This is a genomic window from Streptomyces sp. NPDC001380 (genome assembly GCF_042895785.1).
Lineage (GTDB): Bacteria > Actinomycetota > Actinomycetes > Streptomycetales > Streptomycetaceae > Peterkaempfera.
The window spans coordinates 137346-151794 of the sequence record NZ_JBIAWP010000014.1 but is presented as its reverse complement, the minus strand read 5'-3'; the positions used below and the strand labels follow the sequence as shown (position 1 = coordinate 151794).

Genomic DNA, 14449 nt, shown 5'->3' with positions numbered 1-14449 from the left:
CGCGGCAGCCCCGCCGGGCCGGGTTCAGCCCACCAGCAGGCCCGAGTGCATCTCCCACACCAGCAGCTCGGCGCCGTCCTCCCCGGCCGCGGGGGCGACGAGCGCCGGGCCGGTGATCCGGGCGGTGTCGCCGGGACGCAGGTCGCGCCCGGTGCCGTGGGGCCCGGCCGCGGTGCGGAAGCCCAGCGAGCCGCGCAGCAGGTGGAGGTGGAGGAAGGGCGCCTGCGGCAGTCCGGTCGGCGGCTCCCAGGGGCCGGCCGCGACGTGGTGGAGGGCGGCGTCGGCGCGGCGCAGCCGCAGTGCGTCGCGGCCGGCGTCGCGCGGCATGCCGGAGGCCAGCAGGGTGGTCCCGCCGGTCCCGGGCTCCGGGCGGCGCAGCCCGTAGACGGGCTCGGCGCCGAAGCGGTCGGGCTGGAGCCACATCTGCACGAACCGCACCGGCCCGGAGGCGCCCCCGGCGTTGCGCTCGGTGTGGACGGCGCCGGAGCCGGCCCCCAGGTACTGGACCATGCCCGGCCGGACCACCCCGGCGTGGCCGCGGTCGTCGCGGTGGGCGAGCGCCCCCTCCAGGACCCAGGTGAGGATCTCGACGTCGCGGTGGCGGTGCTCGTCGAAGCCCGCGCCGGGGGCGAGCAGCTCCTCGTTGCAGGCCAGCAGCGCCCCGAAGTGGGTGTTGCGCGGGTCGTAGTGGCCGGAGAAGGAGAAGGAGTGCCGGGTCTCGACACCCTCGGCCGGGGTGGAGCGGTAGCGCTCGGCGGCGCGGCGCACCTCCGCGCGCGGGCGGGGCTGGTCGGTCACGGCACGGTCCCTTCCGGTGGGCCGCCGGGCGGGGACCCGGCACCGGGAAGATATCGGGAATTGCCCCGGCAACCGGATCGACCTGCGGATATGTGACCGTTGCCACCGCTTTCGGACGGGAGGGCGTGCACGAGCACTGCAATGCGTGAGGCACGCTAGTGCTGTGCCAGCCGCCTCAGCGAAGAACGCAGCGACCGATCCGGTGACCGACGTGGCCCCCGCCGCTGCGCGGAGAGCCGCCCCGCCCGCCGCCCGGTCCCGCGCCACCGCCCGCTCGCAGCCCGTCCGCCCCCGGGCCGGCGCGGGGGACGGGACGGCCGACGGCTCCGCCGCGGGGACGGAGGACGCCGCCGCCGGCCCCGGTGACGGCCCCGGTACGGCCGACGGCGCGGACACCGCCGTCTCCGCGGACCGCGGCTCGCGGCGCGGCACCGCACTGGAGCGCAGGCTCGCCGCCGAGCGGCACGCCGAGACGCTCCGCCGCCTGGAGAAGGCCTCGGGCCGGCTCGCCAGCAACGCCATCCAGCGGATGGACGAGACGCTCTCCTGGTACCGGCGCATGCCGCCGGAGCACCGCTCCTGGATCGGCCTGGTCGCACAGGCGGGCATCGCCGCCTTCACCGAGTGGTTCCGCCACCCGGAGGCGCCGCAGGCGATGTCCACCGACGTGTTCGGGACCGCCCCGCGCGAGCTGACCCGGGCGGTGACGCTGCGTCAGACGGTGGAGATGATCCGGATCAGCATCGAGGTGGTCGAGGAGGCCATCGACGAGGTGGCCGCCCCCGGCGACGAGGCGGGGCTGCGCGAGGCGGTGCTGGTGTACGCGCGGGAGCTCGCGTTCGCCACGGCGCAGGTGTACGCGCAGGCCGCCGAGGCCCGCGGCGCGTGGGACGCGCGGCTGGAGGCCCTGGTGGTCAACTCGCTGCTGTCCGGCGACGCCGACGAGGGGGTGCTGTCGCGGGCCGCGGCCCTGGGCTGGGGCTCCCCCGACCAGGTGATGGTGGTGATGGGCAGCGCGCCGGAGGGCGACAGCGAGCTGGTGGTGGAGGCGATCCGGCGGGCCGCCCGACGGGCCCGGCTGCACGTGCTGACCGGCGTGCTGGGCGACCGCCTGGTGGTGGTGGTCGGCGGCTCGATGGATCCGATGCACGCCGCGCGGGCGCTGATCGGCCAGTTCGCGCCCGGCCCGGTGGTGGTGGGCCCGACGGTGGGCGACCTGCTGTCGGCGACCCGGTCGGCGCAGGCCGCGTCGGGGGCGCTGCGCGCCTGCGGCGCGTGGCCGGACGCGCCGCGGCCGGTGCTGGCGGACGACCTGCTGCCGGAACGGGCGCTGGCGGGTGATCCCGCGGCGCGCCGCCAGCTGGTGGAGGAGATCTACATCCCGCTGGAGGAGGCCGGCTCCGCGCTGCTGGAGACGCTCTCGGTCTACCTGGAGCAGGCGTCGTCGCTGGAGGGCGCGGCGCGGATGCTCTTCGTCCATCCCAACACCGTCCGCTACCGGCTGCGACGTGTGACCGACGTCACGGGCTACACGCCCTCGGACGTCCGTTCGGCCTTCACGCTGCGGATCGCCCTCGCGCTGGGCCGCCTCGACGCGCCGGAAGGCCGACGCTGAGGCCGCTGTAGGGAATCCACAAACCGCGTGTAGTTTCTTGGTGACCGCCGTCTACCCGTGCCGGAGTGCCCGGCAGGAGAGGGTTGATTCCGTGCTCGTACTCGTCGCTCCCGGACAGGGCGCCCAGACGCCCGGCTTCCTCGCCCCCTGGCTCGAGGTGGACGGTGTGGCCGACCGGCTGCACTGGTGGTCCGCCGTCGCCGGCCTCGACCTCGTCCGCCACGGCACCGAGGCGTCGGCCGACGAGATCAGGGACACCGCGGTCGCGCAGCCCCTGCTGGTCGCCGCCGGCCTCGCCGCCGTCCACGCCCTGCTGCCCGACGCCGCCGCCCTCGGGCAGGTCGGCGCGGTGGCCGGGCACAGCGTGGGCGAGATCACCGCGGCCGCGGCCGCGGGCGTGCTGAGCGACGAGTCGGCGATGGCCTTCGTCCGGCAGCGCGGCCTGGCCATGGCCGGCGCCGCCGCCACGACCGCCACCGGCATGACCGTCGTCCTCGGCGGGGACGCGGCCGAGGTGGCCGCGAAGCTGGAGGCGCACGGCCTGACCGCGGCGAACAACAACGGCGGCGGCCAGCTCGTCGCCGCCGGGACCCTGGAGCAGCTGGACGCGCTCAAGGCGGACCCGCCGGCAGGCGCCCGGCTCATGCCGCTGAGCGTCGCGGGCGCCTTCCACACGCACCACATGGCCCCCGGCGTCGAGGCCCTGGCCCGGATCGCCCCCGGCATCACGGCCGCCGACCCGCGCCCCGCCTACGTCTCCAACCGGGACGGCGGCGTGGTGGACTCCGGCGCCGAGGTGCTGGCCCGCCTCGTCTCGCAGGTCTCCAGCCCGGTGCGCTGGGACCTGTGCATGGAGGCCCTGGAGAGGCTCGGCGCCACCTGCGTCATCGAGGTGCCGCCCGCCGGCACCCTCACCAACCTGGTCAAGCGCAACCTCAAGGGCGTCGAGACCCTGGCCCTCAAGACCCCCGCCGACCTGGACAGGGCCCGTGGGCTGGTCGCCGAGCACGGCGAGGCCACCCGGCCGACCGCCACGGAAGGCGTGAACGCATGACCGACACCACCGGCGCGGCCCCGCGCATCCGCCCCAGCAGCGGCGCGGCCTTCTCGCGGATCCACGGCGTGGGCGGCTACCGCCCCGTCCGGGTGATCCCGAACGAGGAGGTCCTGGGGTGGATCGACTCCTCCGACGAGTGGATCCGCACCCGCAGCGGCATCACCGAGCGCCGCTGGGCGGGCCCGGAGGAGAGCGTCTCCGAGATGTCGGTGCAGGCGGCCGGCAAGGCGATCGCCCAGGCGGGCATCGCCCCGGAGCAGATCGGCGCGGTGGTGGTCTCCACCGTCTCGCACTTCAAGCAGACGCCGGCGATCGCCACCGAGATCGCGCACCGGCTGGGCTGCGGCACCGCCGCCGCCTTCGACATCTCCGCCGCCTGCGCCGGCTTCGGCTACGGCCTGGGCCTGGCGGACGGCATGGTCCGCGCCGGCAGCGCCGAGTACGTGCTGGTGATCGGCGTGGAGCGGCTGAGCGACCTCACCGACACCTCGGACCGCTCGACCGCCTTCATCTTCGGCGACGGCGCGGGCGCGGCCGTGGTCGGCCCGTCCGACGAGCCCGGCATCGGCAAGGTGATCTGGGGGTCGGACGGCTCCCAGGCCGACGTCATCTCGCAGACCCAGGCGTGGGACACCGCGTTCGCCAAGCAGGACGCGGTCAACGGCGCCGGTGACGAGGTGAAGTGGCCGGCGCTGCGCATGGAGGGCCAGACGGTCTTCCGCTGGGCGGTGTGGGAGATGGCGAAGGTCGCCCAGCAGGCGCTGGACGCCGCCGGGGTGAGGGCCGACCAGCTCGGCGCGTTCATCCCCCACCAGGCCAACATGCGCATCACCGACGCCATGATCAAGGCGCTCAGGCTGCCGGCGTCCGTGCCGGTGGCCCGCGACATCGCCGAGACGGGCAACACCTCCGCGGCGTCCATCCCGCTCGCCATGGAGCGGATGCTCGCCTCCGGCGAGGCGAGGAGCGGCGACCTGGCCCTGGTGATCGGCTTCGGCGCCGGGCTCGTCTACGCCGCCTCGGTCGTCACCCTCCCGTAGGGCGCGGCCCCGGCACCGGGCCTCCCGGCACCGGGGCCTGCCGCCCCTTTCCGCAGACAGCCGTCCGCACCCGCCCGGGACGGACCGGCCCCACAGAGAACACACCCCGAATAGGAGCGCCGCAATGGCTACCAAGGACGAGGTCCTGGAAGGTCTCGCCGAGATCGTCAACGAGATCGCCGGCATCCCCACGGAGGACGTCGAGCTGGGCAAGTCCTTCACGGACGACCTGGACGTCGACTCGCTCTCCATGGTCGAGGTCGTCGTCGCCGCCGAGGAGCGCTTCGACGTCAAGATCCCGGACGACGAGGTGAAGAACCTCCGCACCGTCGGCGACGCCGTCGACTACATCCTCGCCAACAGCTGACCAACAGCACCGGGGGCGGCCGCAGGGCCGCCCCCACCGTCCACGGGGCCGCCTGAGCACCGCTCGGGCCGACGCGCACCTGCCGGCGTCCCCTCGGCACCAGCGCCGCCTCGCACGCTGAACACGTGGGAGTAAGAGACCAGTGACCACTGACAACCGCACCACCGTGGTCGTCACGGGTGTCGGCGCCTTCACGCCGCTGGGCGGCGACGCCGCGTCGACCTGGGAGGCACTCCTCGCCGGACGCTCCGGCGTGGACGTCCTCACGGAGGAGTGGGCCGCCGAGCTGCCCGTGCGGATCGCCGCACGCGCCGCCGTCGACCCCGGCGAGGTCCTGCCGCGCCCGGTGGCGCGCAAGCTGGACCGCTCGGCGCAGTTCGCGCTGATCGCCGCCAAGGAGGCCTGGGCCGACGCGGGCTTCGACGCCCCGGCGACCGACGCCTCCTCCACGGTCGACCCGGACCGCCTGGGCACCGTCGTCGCCTCCGGCATCGGCGGCGTCACCACCCTGCTCGACCAGTACGACGTGCTGAAGGAGAAGGGCGTCCGCCGCGTCTCCCCGCACACCGTGCCCATGCTCATGCCGAACAGCCCGGCGGCCAACGTCGGCCTGGAGATCGGCGCCCGCGCCGGCGTGCACACCCCGGTGAGCGCCTGCGCGTCCGGCGCGGAGGCCATCGGCTACGCCATCGAGATGATCCGCAGCGGCCGCGCCGACATCGTGGTGGCCGGCGGCACCGAGGCGGCCATCCACCCGCTGCCGATCGCGGCCTTCGCCAACATGATGGCGATGTCCAAGAACAACGACGAGCCGCAGCGCGCCTCGCGCCCCTACGACAAGGCCCGGGACGGCTTCGTGCTGGGCGAGGGCGCCGGCGTGGTGGTCCTGGAGTCGGCGGAGCACGCGGCGGCCCGTGGCGCCCGCGTGTACTGCGAGGCGGTCGGCCAGGGCCTGTCCGCGGACAGCCACCACATCGCCCAGCCGGAGCCCTCCGGCCGCGGCGTGGCGGCCGCGCTGACAAACCTGTTCGAGTCCACCGGGCTCGACAGGGCCTCCGTCGTGCACGTGAACGCCCACGCGACCTCCACCCCGCAGGGCGACGTCGCCGAGGTGAAGGCGCTGCGCAAGGTGCTGGGCGACGACCTCGACCACATCGCGGTCTCCGCCACCAAGTCGATGACCGGCCACCTGCTGGGCGGCGCCGGCGGCATCGAGACCGTCGCCACCGTGCTGGCCCTGCACCACCGCACGGCACCGCCGACGGTCAACCTCGACGACCTGGACGACGAGGTGGACGCGGACATCGTCCGCGGCGAGCCCAGGAGCCTGCCGGAGGGGCCGATCACGGCCCTCAACAACTCCTTCGGCTTCGGCGGTCACAACGTGGTGCTGGCCTTCCGCCGCGACTGATCCACGCGACCGCTCCCGACGACCCGTCAGCGAGGACCCCGCCCGGACATCCGGGCGGGGTCCTCGCCGTCTGCGGGCACCCCGCCCGACCTGCTCGAACACTCGCGTTCGAGGCGTCTGAGGGACCGTCGGTTCGGCCGAAAGAATCATCATCTCACCCGATTGCGACTGTCGGCTGGCGCCCGGGACTCCGGTGACGGACGGTGAGCGAGGTGCCTCCGCGATTCCCCTGAGTTGACTTCCTGTCACCGATCGTAGGAGGCGCTGGAAGGTCAACGCCATGCGTGCACGCACGTTCGTCGCCGGCGCCGCACTGAGCGCCGCCGCCCTCGCCCTCGCCGCCCCGGCCGCGCACGCGGACTCCTGGGACCCCGGCAAGTCCGCCGTGCAGGGCAAGGACGACCACGGCAAGGACTGGGGCGGCAAGGACGACAAGGACTGGGGCAAGGACTCCGGCCGCGACTGGGGCAAGGACTGGGGCAACAAGGACGACAACCGCGGCGACGACCACGGCCGGGACGAGGGCCGCGGCGACGACCACGGCAAGGACTGGGGCAACAAGGACGACAACCGCGGCGACGACCACGGCGGCGGCTACGGCGGCGGCTACGGCCGCGGGGGCGACCACGGCGGCGGCTACGGCGGCGGCTACGGCCGCGGCCGCGACAAGGACTGCGACCGCGGCCGCGGCTGGGACAAGGGCTGGGACAAGGGCTGGGGCAAGGACGACAACCGCGACTGCTGCCACAACAACGGCCGCGACTACGGCCGCGACAACGGTGGCGGCTACGGCCGCGGGGAGGGCTACGGCCGCAGGCCCCACGGCGGCGTCCACACCGGCGGTGGCGGCATGGCCTCGACCGGCGGGCTCGCCGCCGGCGGCGTCCTGCTCGCGGGCGGCCTCGGCGCCGGCGCCTGGAGCCTGCGCCGCCGCGGCGGCGTGGGCCGCGCCATCTGACACGGCCGGGAACCGCCGGACGGTCCGGTCCCCCCGGACGGTCCGGTCCTGCTGAACAACCCGGTGTGGCCACCGCCGACTCCCGGCGGTGGCCACACCGCCGCTAACGGAAGGCGGTTGCCAGGATGGGCATCAAGGAACAGCCGAGCAGCGCCGCGGCACCGTCCGCCGGAGGCCGCGACGCCGGCGCCGGCCGGCTGCGGCTGGCCGGCGCCGCGGTGCTGCTCGGCCTCTTCATGATCCACAGCTCGCTGGACGGCGCCACCTCCCCGCCGGCCCCGGCCCCGGCCCCGGCCGCCGCGCCCGCGCCGGCCTCCGGCACCCCGGGCACCCCCGCGGCGTCGGCGCGCGCCCAGGCCGTCCCGCCGTCGGCTCCGGCCGCGGCCCCCGCGCCGCAGGGGCCGGCCATGCCGGCCTCCGCCCCCGTCAGGCTCTCCATCCCCCGCATCGGGGTGAACGCGCCCTTCACCAGGTTGACGCTGGACAAGAAGGGCGTGCTGCAGCCGCCGCCCAACACCGACAGCAACCTGGTCGGCTGGTACGGGGACGGCGCGACGCCGGGCGAGCGGGGCACCGCGCTGGTGCTCGGCCACGTGGACACCAAGCTGGGCCCGGCCGTCTTCTGGGGCCTGGGCGCCCTGAAGAAGGGCAACAAGGCCGAGATCACCCGGGCGGACGGCTCCACCGCCGTCTTCACGGTCGACTCGGTGGAGGTCTTCCGGAAGGACGACTTCCCGGACGAGCGGGTCTACGCGGACACCCCGAGCGCCCAGCTGCGCCTGATCACCTGCGGCGGCTCGTACGACCACAAGCGGCGGGACTACACGGCCAACGTCGTGGTCTTCGCCCACCTGGACTCCTACCGCCGGCACTGACCCGGGGGCGCGGCCGGCAGGCCGCGCCCCCGCCCCGGACGCCCGGCCCGGGATCCACGCAGAAGCGCCGCACCCGACGTCCCCCGTCGGGTGCGGCGCGTTCCGTTCGCGGCGGCGGTCCGGCTGGTGGCGTCCGGCCGGACCGGGCGGCTCAGACGACCTGGTGGAGCCAGCGGACCGGGGCGCCCTCGCCGGCGTAGCGGAAGGGCTCCAGCTCGTCGTCCCAGGGCTTGCCCAGCAGGCGGGAGACCTCGGCCTCCAGGTCGGCCTCGCCGGTGCGGGCGCGGGCCATGGCGGCACGCAGGCGGTCCTCGGGGATGAGGATGTCGCCGTGGATGCCGGTGACGGCGTGGAAGATGCCGAGTTCGGGCGTGCTGCTGTAGCGCTCGCCCTCGGCCGTGGCACAGGGCTCCGCGGTCACCTCGAAGCGCAGCAGGTGCCAGCCGCGCAGGGCGGAGGCGAGCCGCGAGGCGGTACCGGGCTCCCCCTGCCAGGAGAACTCGGCACGCCAGGTGCCCGGCGAGGCGGGCTGGCGGATCCAGTCGAGGTTGACGCGCACGCCGAGCACGCCCGCGACCGCCCACTCGACGTGCGGGCAGAGCGCGCGCGGCGCGGAGTGGACGTACAGAACTCCACGTGTCGTCACCGGGACCTCCAGGCTGTGGACGAGGGTCGCCTTCCCCAGCGTCCTCGTGCCCCTTGCCCGTGCTTCCAGTCCGGCACCGTCATTCTGCACCAACTGCCACTACTGCACCACTACCCGGCGTGACTTTCGGTAAACGTTATCCGATCACTAAATCCACCAAAGCGGACAGATTGTCACCCCAGGTGATCGGATCCAGAGCTGAGTACCCCTCAGCGGCACCGCACCGCTCCACGGGGCCGCTGCTGGAGCACACGTTATCGCGGGGCGGACCGTCGCGGGTGACGGTCCATCGGACCCGGCCGGAATCAGCCACCGCCGGAGGCGCCCGCAGCCCCCCTCCCGACGGTGGCGCCGGCGGTGGCGGGTGGCAGCACGGGCGGCCGGGCGGCCCGAGGAGGAGGCGCCGTGGACGGCGGGTGGCACGTGATGGTGGAGGAGACCGAGCCCGGCTACGGGTCGGGGGTCGCCCTGCGCACTCCCTTCTTCGTGCCGGGCGGCCGCGACCGGCAGGAGGCGTGCCGCCTCGCGGAGCAGGTGGCCCGTACCCACCGGCCCCGGCACCCCTCGCGCCCGCAGGTCCGCCAGGCGTTCCGCCAGGACGACGGCGTCTGGCACGTGCACGTCCGGGGCACCACCCGGGTCTTCTGGTTCCGGGTGACCGTGGTGGAGTGGCTCGTGGACGGGTGACGGCCCCTCCGGCCTCCGGGCGGGGCCCCGGGTACGGCCCGCCGGCTGCGGGCCGCCGGACGCACATCCGGCGTACGGCGCGGTCTCACGCACACGACGGCCGGCGTTCACCCGGACCGCCCAGCATCGGCCTCGCACCCGTACGGCATCCCGGCGAGCGAGGAGTCCCCCATGGGGCACCGACAGTCCACCCCGGCCACCCCCGGCGCCCCCTGCGGCACCGCCGCGGCCCGGCCCCGGCCGGCATGACGGCGCCCGCGCCCGCACCCGCGGTCCGGGCCGCCGCTCCGAGGTCCGTGCTGGGGCTGGACACCGGCACCGCCGACCTGCCCGCCGCCGACGCGCTCCTGCACGCCCTGGCCGGGCTGCCCGCGGACACGGTGGCCTGCACGCACCGGATCCTGGGCGAGCACCCGCACGTGGCCGTCACCGTGGAGGTGTCCGCCGCCGACGCCCCGTCGGTCTGGCCGCTGCTGCGGGCCGCCGCGGACGCCGTGCCCGGCGGCGGCGCGTCCTGGGGGCACCGGCGGCACGGCGCCGCCCCGGCCGCCGAGGCGGCGAACGCCGCGGCGGCGGCCCACGCGCTGGGCCGCGGCCGGGCCGTCCGCTACCCCGGCGCGGCGTCGCTCACCGGGACCCTCGCCGCGGGGGAGCTGCTGGACCGGTCGGCGATCGAGCGGGTGTCCCTCCGCGGCGGCGGGACCGCCTGCGCCGCCGACCGGGTGGCCACCCGCGGCCATGTGCGGCCCGAGCGGCGGGGCGGGGCGCTGGTCCTGCTCGTGGCGGCGGACGCCGGGGGGCGCCTCGCGCCGCTGGAGGAGCCCCCCGCGGGGCCCCGCGGCGCCGCTGTGCCGCCTCCCCGGGACGGGAGCGCGGCGGACGGCGGTTCCTGACGGCCCCCCGGCAGGCCGGAGGCCGCCCCCGGGCGGGGACGGCCTCCGGTCCGTGCGGCGCAGGTCACCCGGCCAGGCGGACGACCATCTTGCCGGTGTTGGCGCCGCGCAGCATGCCGAGGAAGGCGTCCACGGCGCCGTCGATCCCGTCCACGACGGTCTCGTCGTAGCGGAGGCGGCCGTCGCGCAGCCAGCCGGCGACCTCCTCGGTGAACTGCTGCTGCAGTCCGGCGTGGTCGGCGACCAGCATGCCCTGCAGGCGCAGCCGCTTGCCGATCACCTGGACCAGGTTGCGCGGGGCGGCGGGCGGCTCGGTGTCGTTGTACTGGGCGATGGCGCCGCAGAGGACGGCGCGGCCGTGCACGTTCATCGCGCCGATGGCGGCCTCCAGGTGCTCGCCGCCGACGTTGTCGAAGTACACGTCGACACCGTCGGGGGCGGCCTTGGCGAGCTGCTCGGCGACCGGGCCGTCCTTGTAGTTGAAGGCGTCGTCGAAGCCGTACTCGTCGACCAGCTTCGCGACCTTCTCCGCGGAGCCGGCGCTGCCGACGACCCGCGAGGCGCCCTTGAGGCGGGCGATCTGGCCGACCAGGCCGCCGACCGCGCCGGCCGCGCCGGAGACGAAGACGGCGTCGCCCTCCTTGAAGGAGCCGACCTCCAGCAGGCCCGCGTAGGCGGTGAGGCCCGGCATGCCGAGCACGCCGAGGAAGTACGAGAGCGGCGCCGCGTCGGCGTCCACCTTCACCGCACGCTCGGCGTCGAGGAGGGCGTACTCCCGCCAGCCGAGCCCGTGGAGGACGGCGTCGCCGACGGCGAAGCCCTCGGCCCGCGAGGCCACCACGCGGCCGACGGCGCCGCCGTCCATGGGCCGGTCCAGCTGGAACGGGGGGACGTAGGACTTGACGTCGTTCATCCGGCCGCGCATGTAGGGGTCGACCGACATGTACGCGTTGCGCACCAGGATCTGGCCGGGTCCGGGCTGCTGCACGGGGGCCTCGCGGAGTGCGAAGTCCTCCGGGGTCGGCCAGCCCTGGGGCCGGGCGGTCAGGTGCCACTCGCGGCCGGTGGCGGGGATTGCCTGGTCTGCCATGGTGTCGCGTCCCTTCCGAAAAGATCGAGGTACTGAAGCAACCATGGAGATGAAAAGTTCACCTTGTCAAATATTCAGCTAGGCTGTGTCGCATGTCGCGACAGTCGGATCCCCTCACCCTCGAGGTCGTCGACCTCATGGCGAAGCTGGTCTCCCTCTTCCACAAGGAGTACGAGGAGGCGGCCGCCGCCCGCTCGCTGACCGGCGCCCAGGCCAAGGTGCTGGCGCTGCTGCGCCGCGGTCCGATGCCGATGCGGCACATAGCGCAGACGCTGAGCTGCGAGCCCTCCAACATCACCGGCATCGTCGACCGGCTGGAGGCACGGGGGTTCGTCACCCGGGAGGCCGACCCCCAGGACCGCCGGGTGAAGCTGGTCGCGGTCACCGACTCCGGACGGAGCGCCTCCGAGGAGCTGCGCGAGTCGCTCAACTTCGCCCGCGAGCCGCTCGCCGCCCTCTCCGGTGACGAGCGCACCGTGCTGCGCGACCTGCTGCGCCGCATGCTGGACGGCGCCGGCTCCTGACGCCCGCGGGCGGCCGGACCCCGCGGCCGCGGGGACGCGGGGACGGCGCGGGTTCACGCCCCGGGGACCTGCGGCAAGTGGCCGTACGGGTCCGCCGGCTCGGCACCGGGGGCCTCCCCGTCCTGGTCGGCGTCCGGGACCGGCCCGCCCGGGGCGGGGGCGTCCGGCACCAGGTCGCGGACCATCAGCGTGGCGCCCGCCACCGCGCCCGGCATCGCGAACACGGCGACCAGCGGCAGCAGGAAGAGCAGCACCAGCGGCACGCCGAAGCCCAGCGCCAGCATCCTGCGTCCGCGGAGCAGCGCCAGCCGCTCGCGCACCGGCACGGCGCGGCGCTGCATCGCCACCCCGGTCAGCTCCACGGCGAGGAAGAAGCCGGAGACGCAGAAGCCCAGCACGGGCACCACCGTCTGGCCGAGCACCGGGACGAAGCCCAGGACGAAGAGCAGCAGGCCCAGGCCCACCGCGCGCACCAGGACGTACAGGCTGTCGCGGGCGGAGTTCCACAGCGCGCGCCACAGCGGCAGGTCGGGCCCCTCCGGACAGCCGCCCTCGGACTCCTCCAGCCGCTCCGACAGCGCCTCGTAGAACGGGTCGCCCACCAGGAGCGTCACCGCCGTGAAGGTCACCACGGCCAGCAGCAGACCGGCGCCGAAGAGCAGCGCGGTGAAGAGGCCGCGCAGGAGCGACCGCAGCGCCGGGGCCCACCCGTCCGCGAACGGGGTCGCCCACGCCGCCAGGTCGCCGCCCCAGACGCCGAGCGCCGTCAGCGCCCCGGCGTACAGCACCAGGGTGACGAGCGCGGGCAGCAGGCCGAAGCCCCACCAGCGGCCGTGCCGCCCCACCCAGCGCTGGCCCTCGCCCAGATACCGCAGCCCCGCCGCAAGATCACGCATGGCCCCAGCCTAGAGGCACCGCCCCGCGGACGGCAGGGGCCCGTCCCCGCCCGCCGCGGGGCGGTCCGGGGCTCCGGACGGGCCCCCGGCGGGACGCACCGTCGGGACGCACGGCGGGGACGCCTGCTCGGGACACCACGGGGGTCGTGCGGGCGGCGGCGGTGCGCACGGGACGAGGGGGCGGGGCGCCCTCCACGGGCGCGGGACGGTCCGCGCGCCCTCCCCGGCGCCTCCCCGAACGGGTGAAACCCGCAGGGCGCACCCCGGGAAAAGCAGAAGCAGGCCCTACCGTATCGACTGGTAGTGCCTGCTTTGCCAGGGTGGGGCGGGTGGGACTCGAACCCACGACCAAGGGATTATGAGTCCCCTGCTCTAACCGGCTGAGCTACCGCCCCGTGCCGGCAGGACGCCCCCCAGCACGAGCGGCCCGCGTCGGGCCGCCTGCCGCAGCATAGCTGCTCAGCCGCCCCCTCCGCGCGCCGGGTCCCGGCACGGCGAAGGCCCCCCGGATCACCGGGGGGCCTCCACTGCGACGCTCCCGCCATTGGACTCGAACCAATAACCTGCCGGTTAACAGCCGGCTGCTCTGCCAATTGAGCTAGGCGGGACGGGTGCGATCACGCACGGCGCTGCAGGGCGTCGCGGCCCTGCACAGCTCCCGCCATTGGACTCGAACCAATAACCTGCCGGTTAACAGCCGGCTGCTCTGCCAATTGAGCTAGGCGGGATTGCTCTCGGATCGCCTCCGGTCCCGGTCGTCCGGGTCCTCGGCGCTCGCTGCGGGACATACATTAGCGCACGTAGGGGGGTGCTCCGCCAATCCGCGGCGGACGGCACGGCCGTGACCCGCGCGCCGCGTCCGGCGCGCGGGTGGACGGGCGCCCGGCGATGCTGGTGGGGGCGGCCGTACGGTGCCCCGCCCGCGGGCGGTCCGCCGCCGGACACCGGTGGTTCACGGACGGGCACCGGGGGTAGGGGCGTGCCGACAGGCACGGGCACCGACGGAGAGCGAGCGCGGGCGGGCCCGCGCGGAGGAGTGGAGCCGAAGATGGGGAAACTGACGTTCCTCGCAGGACTGGCAACCGGCTACGTACTGGGGGCCAAGGCCGGCCGTGAGCGCTACGAGCAGATCACCAAGTCCGCACGCGGCGTGACGCAGAACCCGAAGTTCCAGGACGCGGCCCGGCAGGCCAGGGAGACGGCGGGCAAGGTCGGCGGGAAGGCGGCTGGCAAGGTGGGCGACAGGCTTCCGCCGTCGGTCACCGACCGGGTCCCCTACCTGCGCGACAAGGCGGCGGGCGAGGACGGCTGGGGTACCGGCCGTCCCTGACCGCTCCGGACGGCTCCGCCCGACGGGCGGACCGGCCGGGCCACCGGGACCGGGACCGGGGAAGCAGGCACACATCGGACCGGGCGCGGCAGAGCGGGCGCCCGTCCGTACCCGCCGCGGGGGGGGGCCCCCCGCGGGGGCGCCCCCCCCGGGGGGGCCCCGGGGGGGCCCCGCGGCCCCCCCCCGCGCCCCCGGGCCCCCCCCCCGGGGGGCGGTTCACGCCCCCCGCCCCGTTCGCCCGCCAAGTCATCTCGCCCCCGGA

General features: G+C 75.5%; 15 protein-coding genes and 3 tRNA genes. 11 read left to right on the top strand and 7 right to left on the bottom strand.

Annotated features, from left to right (window positions below; genetic code table 11):
• Nucleotides 1–24: 24 nt before the first annotated feature.
• Nucleotides 25–798 (bottom strand): pirin family protein, encoded by a 774-nt coding sequence (locus ACFY07_RS18890; RefSeq protein ID WP_390869825.1) that lies wholly within the window; start codon nucleotides 796–798, stop codon nucleotides 25–27.
• Between the two features lie 436 nt (nucleotides 799–1234).
• Between ACFY07_RS18890 and ACFY07_RS18885 the strand changes: the two genes are divergently transcribed.
• The 7 genes from ACFY07_RS18885 (at nucleotide 1235) to ACFY07_RS18855 (ending at nucleotide 8121) form a co-directional block, all read left to right on the top strand.
• The gene (locus ACFY07_RS18885) at nucleotides 1235–2413 is read left to right on the top strand and encodes a CdaR family transcriptional regulator (RefSeq protein WP_230650224.1); all 1179 of its coding nucleotides are present in this window, start codon (nucleotides 1235–1237) and stop codon (nucleotides 2411–2413) included.
• Nucleotides 2414–2504: 91 nt separating this feature from the next.
• Nucleotides 2505–3467 (top strand): ACP S-malonyltransferase, encoded by a 963-nt coding sequence (locus ACFY07_RS18880; RefSeq protein ID WP_390869823.1) that lies wholly within the window; start codon nucleotides 2505–2507, stop codon nucleotides 3465–3467.
• Nucleotides 3464–4510 carry a beta-ketoacyl-ACP synthase III gene (locus ACFY07_RS18875; RefSeq protein ID WP_390869821.1) on the top strand — a complete coding sequence of 349 codons (1047 nt, stop codon included), beginning with the start codon at nucleotides 3464–3466 and terminating at the stop codon, nucleotides 4508–4510. Before ACFY07_RS18880 ends, ACFY07_RS18875 begins: the two co-directional genes overlap by 4 nt.
• A gap of 124 nt (nucleotides 4511–4634) precedes the next feature.
• Nucleotides 4635–4877: an acyl carrier protein gene (locus tag ACFY07_RS18870; RefSeq protein ID WP_230649762.1), complete on the top strand. Its 243-nt coding sequence runs from the start codon at nucleotides 4635–4637 to the stop codon at nucleotides 4875–4877.
• A gap of 142 nt (nucleotides 4878–5019) precedes the next feature.
• Nucleotides 5020–6288: a beta-ketoacyl-ACP synthase II gene (gene fabF / locus ACFY07_RS18865; protein WP_390869819.1), complete on the top strand. Its 1269-nt coding sequence runs from the start codon at nucleotides 5020–5022 to the stop codon at nucleotides 6286–6288.
• Between the two features lie 280 nt (nucleotides 6289–6568).
• A complete protein-coding gene (locus ACFY07_RS18860; RefSeq protein WP_390869817.1) occupies nucleotides 6569–7246 on the top strand; it encodes a hypothetical protein in 678 nt (225 codons plus the stop codon).
• A gap of 125 nt (nucleotides 7247–7371) precedes the next feature.
• The gene (locus ACFY07_RS18855; RefSeq protein ID WP_390869814.1) at nucleotides 7372–8121 is read left to right on the top strand and encodes a class F sortase; all 750 of its coding nucleotides are present in this window, start codon (nucleotides 7372–7374) and stop codon (nucleotides 8119–8121) included.
• 151 nt (nucleotides 8122–8272) lie between these two features.
• On the opposite strand, the gene ACFY07_RS18850 is transcribed toward ACFY07_RS18855, so the two are convergent.
• Nucleotides 8273–8767: a DUF3145 domain-containing protein gene (locus ACFY07_RS18850; RefSeq protein ID WP_390869812.1), complete on the bottom strand. Its 495-nt coding sequence runs from the start codon at nucleotides 8765–8767 to the stop codon at nucleotides 8273–8275.
• A gap of 405 nt (nucleotides 8768–9172) precedes the next feature.
• On the opposite strand from ACFY07_RS18850, the gene ACFY07_RS18845 reads away from it, so the two are divergent.
• Both ACFY07_RS18845 and ACFY07_RS18840 read left to right on the top strand, forming a co-directional pair.
• On the top strand, nucleotides 9173–9454 hold the full coding sequence (locus ACFY07_RS18845) for a hypothetical protein (protein WP_390869811.1): 282 nt from the start codon (nucleotides 9173–9175) through the stop codon (nucleotides 9452–9454).
• A 245-nt stretch (nucleotides 9455–9699) separates the two neighbouring features.
• Complete coding sequence (locus ACFY07_RS18840) at nucleotides 9700–10347, top strand: hypothetical protein (RefSeq protein ID WP_390869809.1); 648 nt, start codon at nucleotides 9700–9702, stop codon at nucleotides 10345–10347.
• A gap of 64 nt (nucleotides 10348–10411) precedes the next feature.
• Here the strand turns inward: ACFY07_RS18840 and ACFY07_RS18835 are convergent, their stop codons facing one another.
• Nucleotides 10412–11437: an NADP-dependent oxidoreductase gene (locus ACFY07_RS18835; protein WP_390869807.1), complete on the bottom strand. Its 1026-nt coding sequence runs from the start codon at nucleotides 11435–11437 to the stop codon at nucleotides 10412–10414.
• A 92-nt stretch (nucleotides 11438–11529) separates the two neighbouring features.
• Between ACFY07_RS18835 and ACFY07_RS18830 the strand changes: the two genes are divergently transcribed.
• On the top strand, nucleotides 11530–11961 hold the full coding sequence (locus tag ACFY07_RS18830; protein WP_230649778.1) for a MarR family winged helix-turn-helix transcriptional regulator: 432 nt from the start codon (nucleotides 11530–11532) through the stop codon (nucleotides 11959–11961).
• 53 nt (nucleotides 11962–12014) lie between these two features.
• Here the strand turns inward: ACFY07_RS18830 and ACFY07_RS18825 are convergent, their stop codons facing one another.
• From ACFY07_RS18825 to ACFY07_RS18810, 4 genes are all read right to left on the bottom strand, one after another.
• Entirely contained in the window at nucleotides 12015–12857 is an 843-nt protein-coding gene (locus ACFY07_RS18825; RefSeq protein ID WP_390869806.1) for an EI24 domain-containing protein, read from the bottom strand.
• A 321-nt stretch (nucleotides 12858–13178) separates the two neighbouring features.
• A tRNA-Ile gene (locus ACFY07_RS18820) sits at nucleotides 13179–13252 on the bottom strand.
• A 140-nt stretch (nucleotides 13253–13392) separates the two neighbouring features.
• Nucleotides 13393–13465 (bottom strand) — tRNA-Asn (locus ACFY07_RS18815).
• A gap of 47 nt (nucleotides 13466–13512) precedes the next feature.
• Nucleotides 13513–13585 (bottom strand) — tRNA-Asn (locus ACFY07_RS18810).
• A gap of 320 nt (nucleotides 13586–13905) precedes the next feature.
• Between ACFY07_RS18810 and ACFY07_RS18805 the strand changes: the two genes are divergently transcribed.
• The gene (locus ACFY07_RS18805) at nucleotides 13906–14187 is read left to right on the top strand and encodes a hypothetical protein (RefSeq protein WP_390869804.1); all 282 of its coding nucleotides are present in this window, start codon (nucleotides 13906–13908) and stop codon (nucleotides 14185–14187) included.
• Nucleotides 14188–14449 lie beyond the last annotated feature (262 nt).

Coding starts and splice junctions, on each gene's coding strand:
- ACFY07_RS18875 (WP_390869821.1), top strand. CDS start 3,464: ATGACCGACACCACCGGCGCGGCCCCGCGCATCCGCCCCAGCAGCGGC.
- ACFY07_RS18870 (WP_230649762.1), top strand. CDS start 4,635: ATGGCTACCAAGGACGAGGTCCTGGAAGGTCTCGCCGAGATCGTCAAC.
- ACFY07_RS18860 (WP_390869817.1), top strand. CDS start 6,569: ATGCGTGCACGCACGTTCGTCGCCGGCGCCGCACTGAGCGCCGCCGCC.
- ACFY07_RS18855 (WP_390869814.1), top strand. CDS start 7,372: ATGGGCATCAAGGAACAGCCGAGCAGCGCCGCGGCACCGTCCGCCGGA.
- ACFY07_RS18840 (WP_390869809.1), top strand. CDS start 9,700: ATGACGGCGCCCGCGCCCGCACCCGCGGTCCGGGCCGCCGCTCCGAGG.
- ACFY07_RS18835 (WP_390869807.1), bottom strand. CDS start 11,437: ATGGCAGACCAGGCAATCCCCGCCACCGGCCGCGAGTGGCACCTGACC.
- ACFY07_RS18830 (WP_230649778.1), top strand. CDS start 11,530: ATGTCGCGACAGTCGGATCCCCTCACCCTCGAGGTCGTCGACCTCATG.
- ACFY07_RS18825 (WP_390869806.1), bottom strand. CDS start 12,857: ATGCGTGATCTTGCGGCGGGGCTGCGGTATCTGGGCGAGGGCCAGCGC.
- ACFY07_RS18805 (WP_390869804.1), top strand. CDS start 13,906: ATGGGGAAACTGACGTTCCTCGCAGGACTGGCAACCGGCTACGTACTG.